The sequence below is a fragment of the Streptomyces sp. CAU 1734 genome, from assembly GCF_039888735.1.
Classification (GTDB): Bacteria; Actinomycetota; Actinomycetes; order Streptomycetales; family Streptomycetaceae; genus Streptomyces.
Genome location: NZ_JBDQQP010000002.1, coordinates 128,243 through 140,310, shown reverse-complemented (window position 1 = coordinate 140,310; position 12,068 = coordinate 128,243). Strand labels below are relative to the sequence as shown.

The window sequence follows — 12,068 nt, the reverse complement described above, 5'->3', positions numbered from 1 at the left end:
CTCGCGGTCAGGCGGGCCGGGCCAGCCGGGCCACCAGTTCCCCGATCGGGCCCTCCAGCGGCTCGTGTTCCAGGATCCGCAGCACCACGGCGGCCATCTCCTCGTTGTGCGAGGCGCTCACCGCGCAGAGCGCCGCGAAGTCGTGCACCAGCTTGAGCTCCAGCTCGGCGCGGGGGATCTCCCTGCCGTCCAGCCAGAGCAGCGCCGTCGCCTCCGCCAGCGACACCCAGGAGCGGACCACCAGGGTGAGCCGCACCGGGGGGTCCGCGATGTCGAGATGGGACATGATCTGGTCGTAGGCGGCCTGCCGGACCTCGTCGATCATCGCGTTGGTGGTGGTCGAGCCGACCGCCGGACCGCCGCGCATCAGGGCCGAGAAGCCGGGCCCATGGCCCTCCACGAAGTCGAAGAAACGTTTCATGACGCGGAGCAGCCGGGCTCCCGGCGGACCTTCGCGCGGCTCCCGGAAACTGAGCGCCAGCTGATCGGCGGCCCGGCGCAGGGCCGCCTCGTACAGGCTCTGCTTCCCGGGGAAGTAGTGGTAGACCAGCGGGCGCGAGATGCCGGCCGCCGACGCTATCTCGTCGATCGACACATCGTCGGGGGAGCGGGCGCTGAAGAGCTCCAGCGCCACGCCGATCAGCTGCTGCCTGCGCTCCTCGACGCCCATCCTGCGGCGTACCCCGGTCGTCATGCGAACAGCCTACCGACTGCCGTCCGCGCACCCGCTTCGCGGTGACGGCCGGGCCGCCCGGGAGACGGCGCCGCCCGCCCGCCCGGCCGAACACGGCCCCGCGGGCGCGACGTCGGGCCGCTCCCCGGCTGATGTCCACGGGCTCATGGGCTCATCTGCCGGGCGCGGCGGCGGGGGTTCCGCGGGAACCCCGCCGCCCGCTCAGGCGGTGGTCACCCGCCACCCGCTGAAGCGCACCGTCCCGCGCGCCTCGCTGCCGCCGTTCATCGCCGTCATGAACATCCCCACGTCCTGCACCCCGGCCGCGCCCGGCACCGACACCGTGCCCACCCGCCGCCAGCTCGTCCCCGCGTCCAGCGAGTACTCACCGGTGAAGGAGACCCCCGCGGTGCGCGTCAGCCGCAGCAGGACCGGGGCCTTCACCCCGGTCACCCGGCTGTAGGTGTCCAGCGTGCCGTCGCCGTTCGAGTCGTACGACAGGGCCACGCCCTGCCCCGGTGTGACCGCCAGATTGAGGAACCCCCCGCCGCCCTGGACCGCCAGGTCATTGCGGGCGATGATGCCGCACCGCGCCCAGGAGGCCGTGTTCTCCTGCGCGTCGACGCGGAGCGTGACGGCGGTGCCCGGGGTCAGCAGCCCGCGCCGGTACGCCGTGCCGAAGTGCACCGTGCCCCGCCACAGGTCCGAGCCCGCGCCATTGATCGCGAACCGCTCGCCCACCTGCCCGAAGACGGCCGTGTTGGTGGTGAAGGTCTGCCACTCGGCGGCCAGGGGCGCCGCGATCTGCACCGCGCCCGGCTGGGTCACCGCCACCGGGTCCACGCCCTGGGGCGCGTACCGCACGGTGAGCCGGTACGGGAGCGGGGTCAGCGGCTCGGCCGGCGCGCCGCCCGGGGAGCCGGGGGCCGTGACCCGCCAGGAGACGGCGCCGGTGCCGCCGGCCGGCACGCTCTCGACACTGGTCGCCCCCTCCGGGACGGGCGCCGGCGTGGTCCCGGCGAGTTCGAAGGCGACCCTGCCGGTGGGACGCAGACCGCTGAGGTTGCGGAAGGTCGCCGTCACCGTGGCGCTGCCGCCGGGGGCCAGCGTCGCCGGCTCCATCGAGACCGAGGCGTACCCCTGGTACGGGGCGGTCGCGAGGGCCTCGTGCACCCGCAGCGCCACCTTGTGCGCGTCTCCCGTCGGGCGCACCGGATAGGTCCGCCGGTCCCGCGTCCACGCCTCCTCGTCGGGGTACCAGTCGAAGGACTTCGGCGAGCGGCCCTCCTCCACGGCCGCCACCAGCTCGGCCAGATACGCCTCCCACTGCGGGAGATGGACATCGCTGATCAGCCCGTGCCAGTCGCGGTTGGCGTAATTGCTGAGCTTGCCCGCCGCCTCCCGGTCGCCCCAGGTGGTCAGCATCACCCGGGCCGTCCGCTCCAGCTCCACCGCCTCCGCCGGGCTGGTCGCCAGCCGTTTGGCGTCCTCCAGCCACGGGCCGAGCAGGAAGGAGCGGTGGCAGCCCGCGATGGTGTCGCTCAGCCGCATCAGCTTCAGCCAGAGGGCCGCGATCCCGCGCAGCGCGGTCGCGTCCCTGCTCCGGTAGGCGGCCCGCAGCGCGAATTGCAGGGTGCGCGAGCGCAGCGCCAGCGCCTGGCGGGTGATGTCGGTGAGATCGTGCCGGTAGGTGTCGGAGTCGCGCAGCGCCGGCGCCACCTCCAGCAGCGCGGTGAACGCCTCGTCGAAACCGGCCGGGTCGAAGGCGGTGGCGATCGCCGAGCCCAGGCTCGGGCGGCGCAGGAAGTGCGAGTCGAACGGACGCCCGTCGGTGCTGGTCAGCTTGTACGCGGTGGCCGCGAGCGCGGCGAACGCCCGCTGTGCCGCCGCGTCCCGCCCGCCGTAGCGGACGGTCGCGTACTCCGCGAACCAGGCGTCCCGGTCGATCCGCTCCTCGCGCCACGCCAGCTCGCTGAAGAGCTCCAGGGCGACCGGGTCGCGCTCGGTGGCCTCCGGCATATAGGCGGTGCCCACCAGGGCGCTGCCCGGCTTGTCGCGCCAGGCGGTGAATTTCGCCGTCCACCGGTCGGTGTTGGCGCCGATGGTGGTGCGCCCGCCGAAGTTGGGGATGGTGCCGAAGGCGTACGGCGCCCCGCCCCACTCGGTGTCCCGGTCCACGGTGGTGTCGAGATCGGAGAGCCCGTCCACGATCAGCACCCGGCTGGTGTCGATGGCGTTCAGCAGCGCCGGGCGCGGATTGGACTGCCAGCCCAGGATCACCCAGGTCGCGTCCGGGCGGGCGGTGCGGAGCGCGGTCTCCACCGCCTTCGCGGCGGCGGCGACCGGTACGTCCCCGGCGGTGCCGCCCTCGTGCAGCAGATCCATCTTGAAGTGGTCCACCGCGCCGAAGAGTTCCCGCTGGTGGCGGTAGAAGGAGGCGGCGACCTCGGGGAAGACGGCCGTGCGCGGGTCGAGCCAGTCGGGGCGGGGGAGGGTGTTCCAGCTCCCCTGCGGGATCACCCGGGCGCCGGGGTTGCGGTCGGTGAACCCCTCCGGGACCGTGCCGAAGTACCCGGGCAGCACCGGTCTGATGCCGAGCTCCCGCAGCCGGTCCAGGATCCGCGCGCCGAGCTCGGTCCGCTTCGCCAGCAGGGCCGGGGAGACCGGGCCGCCGTACTCGCTCATGTTCTGGAGCAGCCACCACGGCTGGTGGGAGGGGGCGGGCAGCCAGGTGCGCGCCTCCTGGTCCGAGTAGCCGAAGTCCATCAGCAGCCGGTGGTAGACGGCCTCCTGGCCGGTGGTGACCAGCACCTCGTTGCAGCCGTGCAGGGCCAGGATGTCGATCAGCCGCTCCCAGCGGGCCCAGTCCGCGTACGGGGCGGTGTAGCCGTCGTGGGTGTCGTTGTGGACGAAGCGGTGGGCCACCGTCGCCGACCGCTCCAGCGGTCTCGCGGGCGCGGGCAGCTTCGCCGGGAGGCCGAGCCGACTGCCGGACCAGGAGATGTGCGCCCGGCAGGTGTACTTCAGATACCAGTGCACTCCGGTGAGGACGACGGCCGGGGAGGTCCCCGCGACGGTGATCCTCCCGGTGGTCCCGGAGACCCGGAACCGCTCCTTCCCGCCGGTGAGCGCGGTCAGCTCGAACTGCGCGGCGTGGCCGGGCAGCAGCCGGCCCAGCGCGGCCCGCGCGGGGGTGATGTCCAGCGCTCGCCCCGGCCCCGGCGCCGCGGTCGCGGCCCCGGCCTCCGGTGCGGTGCCGGTGAGGGCGGCGCCCACCCCGATCGCGCCCGCGGTGCCCAGGACCGCACGTCTCGACAGTTCGAACATCAACGCCTCCGTGTTACCCACGTCACAGCCCGGTGCGTGGCGCAGGTTACCGGGCGGTCGGCCCCGCGGGAGGGCGTCCGGAGCGCGCGGCGGGGCGGTGCGGAGGGGTACGGGGGCGGGGGCGGGGCGTACTGCCCGCGCCGGGCGGGCAGTTGTGGCGGCGGCGCGGGCGGCGGGCCGTTCCTCCGGCGGGACACCGGTCGGCGTGGCGCGGCCGGCCGCCGGACACCGCCGCCGCGCGCGATCGGCAACGCGACCCGGAATCAACCGGATCGGCCGGGCGGCGCCCCGGGGCACGCGAGGACGGCCGCTCACCCGCCGCCGGCCCGCTCACCCGGCCGCCCGCTCACCCGGCCGCCCGCGCACCCGGCCGGGAGGCGCTACCGGATCCCCGTGGCCCGGTTCTCCCACAGCTCGGGGAAGAAGCGCCGGTGCATCCCGGCCCGCAGATGGGCCATCCCGGTGCTCCCGCCGGTGCCGGGCATGCCCCCGATCTGCCGTTCCACCAGCAGTACGTGCCCGGCCCGCCACTCCGCCCACAACTCGTCCCACCGGAGCAGCGCCTCGGAGAGCTCCGCCAGCTCCAGGATGTCCGACGGCCCGTCGCCCAGCGGATCGGCGGCGAACCGCGCGAAGGCCACCGACCGGCTCTCCCGGGTCTCCGTGTCGAAGCCCGCCTTGCGGATCAGCGCCACAAAGGCGTCCCACACCGTCGGTTCGGTGCTCAGCCGCTCCATCCGGATCCGCTCCCCGGCGCTCAGCCCCTCGGGCAGCGGTGTCTCCCGCGTCCACGGCGCCCCGCAGACCACCTCGATCTCGCGGAACTGCGACGACTGCGCGCCGCTGGCGCTGCCGAGTCCGGCCCGGAAGGCGTGGAACTGCGCCGGCCGGAGATGCCGCAGCGGGCGCAACCCGGTGAGCAGCACCTCGCCGATGGAGAGCGCCCGGTCCATCCCGGCCCGCGCGGACCGGGTGTCGCCCTCGAAGAGATGGTCGCGGACACCGGTCAGCTCCGCCAGGAGCTGGGCGAACCACAGCTCCTGAGCCTGGTGGACGGTGACGAACAGCAGCTCGTCACGGCTTCCGGCGGGCGAGTGCGTGCGCAGGTCCAGCAGCTGCGGCAGCCGCAGATAGCCGCTGTAGGTCGGTCCCGCGGAGCGCGTCCCGGCCGGGGCGCCGGTCTCAGTGATCGTCATGGTCCTGCCCTGCTTCCTGAAGTCCGTGAGCGGCGAAGGCGTCCCGTACACCGGGGAGATCGAAGGCACCGGCCTGGGTGCACAGTCGTACGGTGGAGCGTGCGATGGTCCGGATGCGGTCGTCGCCCGCCGGGGTGCCGTAGCACTCCGCCAGCACCGCCCGGGCGGCCTCCTCGCCGAGCCCCGCCATCCGCAGCGAACCGTGCACCGGACCCAGGTCCCAGTCCAGCGCGGCACGGATCATGGCGGGCAGCGCCCGCCCCGCGGCGATCCGGCGGGACCGGTCCAGCCGGGTCCAGAGCTGGAGGAAGAAGGCCGAGAAGAAGCGGTGGTGGCGCCCCTCGTCCTTGGCGTGGTCGCGCATCAGCTCCCGCACCGTGCTGACCACGGTGGGATCCTGCGGCACCTCGTTGAGGACGGAGGTGATCAGCGTCTCGAAGACCACCGCCTGCAACTGTCCGGCCAGCAGCGGGTCGTCCGGCAGCAGCCGCCGCCCGGCGTCCTGGAGGGCGGTGACGAAACCGCCGTAGTCGAAATCGGGCACCGGCACCCCGGAGACGGCGGCGACCTGATCGGCGAGGTCGAGGCTGTACAGGGCGTGGTACCCCTCGTCGCAGTAGACCTTGAAGGCGTCCATGCGCAGGGCGGTGGGGAAGTCGTACCCGGCCCGGCCGTTGGCCACCGGTTCGGCCGCGCCGTTCACCACCCGGGTCTCCAGATGGGTGGTGGCGTGCAGGAACTGATAGAGGTGGCGCAGGGTCAGCTCGCGCACCCGCTCCGGGGCCAGCGCCTTCACCTCGGGGTGCGAGAGATGCGGCACCAGCGCCTCGGGGAAGAAGATCCGCCCCTGTTCCTCCTCCTCGTGGAAGATCCTGCGGACTCCGCCGCGCACACCCGCCTTCTCGTACCAGCGGTCCAGCGGGCCGGGGGGCTGACCGGTCATGTCCTCACTCCGCTCTCGGGGGTCACGCCCGTGCCGCGCAGCCGGGCGGCGATCCGCCGGACGGCCTCGGTCACCAGCGGGGCGTCCAGGGTGTGGCAGAGCCGGAACCACCCCGGCTCGGGGGAGCGGAAGGCACCGCCGGGCAGAATGCTCACCCGCGCGGTGTGGAAGATCTCCCGCCAGAGCTCCTCCTCCGCGGCGAAGCCCGCCCCCGGCAGCCACCGCCGCAGATCCAGCCAGAGCGAGAAGCCGCCGTCCGCCGCCGCGTACGGGATGTCGTACGAGTCCAGCGCCTTGGCGGCGTGTTCGTACGAGGCGGTCAGCCGGCGGCGACCCTCGGCCAGGAAGTCGGCCACCCAGCCGGGATCGGCGAGCAGCCCGGCCAGCCTGGCCTGGGTGGTGGTGGAGACCGGGGCGAAGTACGCCAGGGCGCGGACGGCCGCGTACACCTCCCGGTCACGGGTGCACAGCACCCCGGTCTTGAGGCCGGGCAGTCCGAAGTCCTTGGCGAAACCCCAGATCACATGGGTGCGATCGGTCCAGTCCTGGTTCACGGCCGGGTCGAGGGCGCTGGTGAAGGAGTGCCCGCCGACGATCGAGTGGGCGTAGACCTCGTCCGAGATCAGATCCACGTCATGGGCGCGGACCACCCGCACCAGCTCGGCCAGGACCTCCGGCGAGTGCACCTCGCCGATGGGATTGGACGGTGAGCTGATGGCCACGGCACGCACCGCCGTGCCCGCCTCCCGCGCCCCGGTCAGTACGCGGTCCACCACGGCGGGATCCAGCCGGAAGCCGTCCGCCGGGGAGAGCGGGGCGGGGATCAGCAGCGCGCCGGAACGGCCCGCGAGATCGGTGTCGAAGGCGCCGTAGTAGGGCGCGGGCACCACGATCGCCTCGCCGGGATCGCAGAGCGCGGTCGCGATGGCGTCCAGCGCCGCGCTGGCCCCGCTGATCACCACCACCTCGTCGGCGCCGACCGGTGCGCGGCAGCCGGCCGCGAGCAGCCGCGCGATCCGCTCGCGCAGCAGCGGGGTGCCGTGCAGGGGCGCGTACCGGGTGTCCTCCTCGGCGAGCCCGCCGAGCGCGGCCCACCGGTCCCGGAGCAGATCCCAGAGCAGCCGGTTCTCCGCCGTGCCCAGATTGATCCAGCCGCCGGGCCTCAGCAGTTCGTCGTACGGCTCCGCCTCGGCGAGGAAGTGGGCCTCGGCGATGGCCGGGGTGTCGCCGGCCAGCAGGGCGGCCTGACGGGAGATCACCGCACACCCCCGCCCGGCACGGCGAGCACGGGCACCCCGGCGCCGGACGGCGGCCCGGTCTCGGGGAACGCCCCGGCGCCGGCGCCCGGTCCGGCCTCGGGGAAGGCGCCCGCGAAGGCGCCGCCCCGGGTGTCATGGGTGCCGGTCAGCAGTCCGGGGTGGACACCGAGCCCCATGGAGGCGTCGATCACGGCGCCGTGCAGCGCCGCCGAGTGCTCCCCGGCCAGCCACCACACCTGCTCGGCGATCTCCTCCGGCCGGATCAGCCGTCCCTGGGGCAGCCGCGCGGTGAGCGCCGCCCGCTCCTCGTCCGACAGCTTGTCCAGCGTGCTGGCCTGGAACATCGAGGTCTCCACCGCACCCGGGCAGATCGCGAAGACCCCGACGGGGCTGTGCGCGAGGGCCGCCGCCAGATGCCGGGTGAGATAGGCGAGGGCGGCTTTGCTCATCCCGTCGGCGGTGTGGAATCCGGGGAACTGATTGATGCCCCCGCCGACACTCGCGATATTGACGATCTTTCCCTGGGCGCGCCGCACCATCGAGGGGAGCACCGACTCGACCAGCCAGAGCGGCCCCACCGCGTTGATCTGGAAGAACGCGGAGGCGAAGGTGTGCGGTGGGCCGCCGGCGTACTTCTTCACCGTCTCGGAGCCCACGGCGGCGTTGTTCACCAGCACGTCCACCGGCCCGGGCAGCTCGGCCATCAGGCGTTCGTGGTCGTCCCAGTTGCCCTGGTCGAGCGCGAAGGCACGCACCCGCGCGCCGTCCCGGCGCAGCCGCTCCACCAGCTCCTCCGCCCGGTCCTTGCCGTGCCGGTAGGTGAACCAGACCTGTGTGCCGTCGTCCCGGGCGAACCGCTCGACACAGGACCGGCCGATGCCGCCCGAGCCCCCGGTGACGAGCACATTCCGTGTCGGCACTGTTCCTCCCAATGTTGGACGGGCCTCGCGGAGGGGCCGAAGGAACTCCGGAGTGCGAACTCACCGTGTCGTGTCGGGCCCCGCACTCTTCCCTGGCAAGGAATTGAGAGAACAGTGCAAGCGGCCTCTCGACAGCGCCTCGCGGGCGGCTGGAAACGGAAGGGCCGGGTGGCCGGGGTCCGGGCGCGCACACGCCGGAACCCCGGGGACGTCTCCCCGGGGTTCCGCGCCCGCTCGGGCCGGAGCCGTTCTCAGGGGCCCGCGCCCGCTCGGGCCCGAACCGTCCTCACAGACCAGCGCCCGCTGGGGCCCGAACCGTCCTCACAGACCAGCGCCCGCCCTGGACGGAGCCCTCCTCACAGACCCAGTACGCGGGCCTCCACCTCGGGCGCGAGGCCGAGCGGGGAGGGGCGGCCCGGCCGCTTCGGGCGCTCCGGCGGCTCGCCCAGCGACTCCATCCAGGCCCAGGTGTCGGCGACGGTCTCCGCCACCGGCCGGCACCGCAGGCCCGCCGCCACCGCCCGGTCCACATCGAGTTGGTACACGGAGCGGTGCAGCTCGGCCGTCTCCACCGGCGGCACCCAGATCGGCAGTTCGGTCCACGGCTCGACTCCGGCGTCCAGCACCGTGCGCGCCGGTGTCCACCGCAGCTCCGCGTCCGAGCCCGTCACCGCGGCACAGGACGCCAGCAGCTCTCCCATGGTCGCCGCCCCCGCCTCGCCCACCAGGTTGTACGCCCCGCTCAGCCCCGCCCCGGCGGCGCCGAGTATCCACTCGGCCAGATCGCGGATGTCCAGATACTGGAGGGGATTGTCCTCGGGCCCGGGAGCGAGCACCGGGCCGCCGCGCGCGATCCGCCGCAGCCACCACGGCAGCCGCCCGACGTTCTCCCACGGCCCGAGCAGCAGCCCCGCCCGCGCCAGCAGCGTCCGCTCCGCGCCGAAGGCGGCCAGGGCCGCCAGCTCGCCGCCCCGCTTGGCCTCCGGATACGGCACATCCCCGGCCTCCGCCGAGCCGTCGACGAGCGGCGCGCTCTCATCGGCCGCGGCGCCCGGCGGCCACGCGTACACCGAACAGCTGGAGACATAGGCCAGCCGGTCCACCCGGTCCGCCAGCAGCCGTGTCGATTCGCCCACCACCCGGGGCGCGAGGGCCCAGGTGTCCACGGCCAGATCCCACTCGCCCTCCCGCAGCGCGCCGAGGCCGTCCGGCGCCGTCCGGTCGCCCACGAGCGCGGTCACCCCGGCGGGCACCGGGTGCCGCCCCCGGTTGAACACCGTCACATCCCAGCCGCGTGCGAGCCCGGCCTCCACCAGCGCCCGTCCGGCGAATTCCGTACCGCCCAGAATCAGAAGTCTCATGCGGCGACTCTGCCCCCGGATGGCCGGAAAGCAAGCCTTTTTCTGCTGAGGGAAGAGCGGCCGAACCCGGTCGGGAGCCGCGCCGGCCACCGCCGGCCGGGCTCCGGAAGCGGTCCGGTCCAGGGGCCCCGGGACCACTCCGCCAATTCGAACCCACCGCCCCCTCCCGCATCACCCACCCCAGATGGCAGCATGTGCGCACGATGACAGATGCCCGGTCGCCCCTGCGCACCCTCCGGGCCGCGCTATTCGCGGCGATCTGCATCTCCTTGGCCGCGATGGGGCATTCGTTCACATCTGGCCATGACCTTCCCCTCACCGCCCTGCTCCCCGCCCTCCCCGTCACGGCCGCCGCCGCGTGGATCGCCGCCCGCCGCCGCCGTGGCGCGTTCTCGATCGGGGCGGCGCTGCTCGCCGCCCAGGGCGCCCTGCACCTCTGGTTCGCCCGGGTCGGCACCGTGCACTCCGCACCGCCGTCCCCCGCCGGACACCCCGCACCCCCTCCGCACGGCGCGAGCGGAGCCGGCGCCGCGGCCGACACCATGATCATGGCCGACGGCACCCTTCTCGGGCCCTCCCCGGCCGCGATGATCGCCGTCCATCTCCTCTCCGCCGCCGGCTGCGCGATCTGGCTCGCCCGCGGCGAGACCGCCTTCCTCCGTCTCGCCCGCGCCGTCGGCGCCCTCGCCTTCACCCCGCTGCGCCCGCCGCCCACCGCCGTACCGCTGCCGGCCGGCCCGCGCCCGGTGCCCCACCGGCACCGCACCGCGCCGCCGCGCCGGGCCGTCCCGCTCACCCACACCCTGATCCGCCGCGGCCCGCCGGTGTCCGCCGCACCCCGCGCCACGGCCCCCGGAGCAGCTGTCTGACCTGGGGCCAGTTCCCCATGCCGACATCAACTCCCGGGACCCATCATGGCCATAGACACCCAAGACACCGCCGAGCAGGACAGACCCGATCAGGGCAGCACCGAGACCGAGCAGCAGGCGGCGGCCGAGACCGCCGGCCGCAACGCCTCCACCTGGAGCACCCTGCGTCCCCTGGCGCTGCGGATCCACTTCTACGCGGGGCTGCTCGTCGGACCGCTGCTGCTGATAGCCGCCGTCAGCGGTCTGCTCTACTCCCTCTCCTTCCAGGCCGAGAAGTTCGTCTACCGCCATGAGCTGACGGTGCCGGCCGGCGACCGGGCCCTGCCGCTCTCCGCACAGGTCGAGGCCGCCCGCCAGGCCCGCCCGGACGGAACGGTCACCGCGGTCTGGCCCGGCGCGGAGAAGGACGCGTCGACCCGGGTCCTGATGAGCTCGCCCAAGGTGGAGGAGGGCAAGTCGCTGGCGGTCTTCGTCGACCCGTACACCGCCGAGATCCGCGGCGAGCTGTCCTCCTACGGCGGCTCCGGCGCGCTGCCGCTGCGCACCTGGCTCGATGAGCTGCACCGCGATCTGCACCTCGGCGACACCGGCCGCTACTACAGCGAACTCGCCGCGAGCTGGCTCTGGGTGGTCGCGCTCGGCGGTCTGCTGCTCTGGGTCGGCCGCCGGCGCACCGCCAGGCGCGCGCTGATCCTGCCCGAGCGCGGTGCCAAGGGCCGGCGGAAGACCCTCTCCTGGCACGGCGCCGTCGGCCTCTGGGCGGCGGCCGGTCTGGTGCTGCTCTCGGCGACCGGACTGACCTGGTCGCGGTACGCGGGCGAGAACATCGGCGCCGTCCAGGACCAGCTCGGCGGCGCCACCCCCAGCGTCTCGGCCGGGATCGACGGATCGGCCGGCGGCGGCGGTGACCACGAGGGCCACGGCGGCGGTCACGGCGGCGCCCACCAGGGTGCCGACATCGGCATCGACAAGGCGCTGGAGACGGCCCGCGCGGCCGGGATCGACGGACAGCTCGCGATCAGCCTCCCCGCCGAGGGCACCGGCTATGTGATCAAGGAGACCGACGCCACCTTCCCCGTCCATCTGGACTCCGTCGCGGTCAATCCGGCGGACGGCACGGTCATCGACCAGCTCCGCTTCGAGGACTACCCGGTCCTCGCCAAGCTGACCCGCTTCGGCATCGACGCGCACATGGGCGTCTTCCTCGGCCTGCCCAATCAGCTGGCACTCGCGGCCCTGATGGTGGCGATGATCATGCTGATTCTCTGGGGCTACCGGATGTGGTGGCTGCGCAGGCCGACCAAGGCGCGCGGGCTGAGCGGCGGGCGCCCGGTGCCGCGCGGCGCCTGGCGCCGGATCTCCCCGGTGGCACTGCTGCCGCTCACGGCCGCCGTGGTGGTCGTCGGCTGGTTCGTCCCGCTGCTGGGGGTCACCCTGGCCGCGTTCCTCGTCGTCGACCTGGCGCTCGGGGCGGTCGCCAGGGTGCGCGCCCGCGCATGACACCGCGCGGGCCCCGGCCT

9 protein-coding genes are annotated in these 12,068 nt (G+C 74.2%); 2 read left to right on the top strand and 7 right to left on the bottom strand.

Going from position 1 to position 12,068, the window contains the following annotated elements; all coding sequences use genetic code 11:
- Positions 1-7 precede the first annotated feature (7 nt).
- The 7 genes from AAFN69_RS04310 to AAFN69_RS04280 all read right to left on the bottom strand — a co-directional run bounded on the left by AAFN69_RS04310 (position 8) and on the right by AAFN69_RS04280 (position 9,679).
- Complete coding sequence (locus AAFN69_RS04310) at positions 8-694, bottom strand: TetR/AcrR family transcriptional regulator (RefSeq protein ID WP_347726912.1); 687 nt, start codon at positions 692-694, stop codon at positions 8-10.
- Between the two features lie 201 nt (positions 695-895).
- Entirely contained in the window at positions 896-4,000 is a 3,105-nt protein-coding gene (locus AAFN69_RS04305) for an alpha-N-acetylglucosaminidase TIM-barrel domain-containing protein (protein ID WP_347726911.1), read from the bottom strand.
- A gap of 380 nt (positions 4,001-4,380) precedes the next feature.
- Positions 4,381-5,196 (bottom strand): tryptophan 2,3-dioxygenase family protein, encoded by an 816-nt coding sequence (locus AAFN69_RS04300; RefSeq protein WP_347726910.1) that lies wholly within the window; start codon positions 5,194-5,196, stop codon positions 4,381-4,383.
- The gene (locus AAFN69_RS04295; protein ID WP_347726909.1) at positions 5,183-6,139 is read right to left on the bottom strand and encodes a diiron oxygenase; all 957 of its coding nucleotides are present in this window, start codon (positions 6,137-6,139) and stop codon (positions 5,183-5,185) included. Before AAFN69_RS04295 ends, AAFN69_RS04300 begins: the two co-directional genes overlap by 14 nt.
- Positions 6,136-7,398 (bottom strand): aminotransferase class I/II-fold pyridoxal phosphate-dependent enzyme, encoded by a 1,263-nt coding sequence (locus AAFN69_RS04290; protein ID WP_347726908.1) that lies wholly within the window; start codon positions 7,396-7,398, stop codon positions 6,136-6,138. Before AAFN69_RS04290 ends, AAFN69_RS04295 begins: the two co-directional genes overlap by 4 nt.
- Positions 7,395-8,318 (bottom strand): SDR family oxidoreductase, encoded by a 924-nt coding sequence (locus AAFN69_RS04285; RefSeq protein WP_347726907.1) that lies wholly within the window; start codon positions 8,316-8,318, stop codon positions 7,395-7,397. Before AAFN69_RS04285 ends, AAFN69_RS04290 begins: the two co-directional genes overlap by 4 nt.
- A 356-nt stretch (positions 8,319-8,674) precedes the next feature.
- Positions 8,675-9,679, bottom strand: coding sequence for an NAD-dependent epimerase/dehydratase family protein (locus AAFN69_RS04280; RefSeq protein WP_347726906.1), 1,005 nt, complete (start codon positions 9,677-9,679; stop codon positions 8,675-8,677).
- 203 nt (positions 9,680-9,882) lie between these two features.
- On the opposite strand from AAFN69_RS04280, the gene AAFN69_RS04275 reads away from it, so the two are divergent.
- Positions 9,883-10,548, top strand: coding sequence for a hypothetical protein (locus tag AAFN69_RS04275; protein ID WP_347726905.1), 666 nt, complete (start codon positions 9,883-9,885; stop codon positions 10,546-10,548).
- 45 nt (positions 10,549-10,593) lie between these two features.
- On the top strand, positions 10,594-12,048 hold the full coding sequence (locus AAFN69_RS04270) for a PepSY domain-containing protein (RefSeq protein ID WP_347726904.1): 1,455 nt from the start codon (positions 10,594-10,596) through the stop codon (positions 12,046-12,048).
- Positions 12,049-12,068 lie beyond the last annotated feature (20 nt).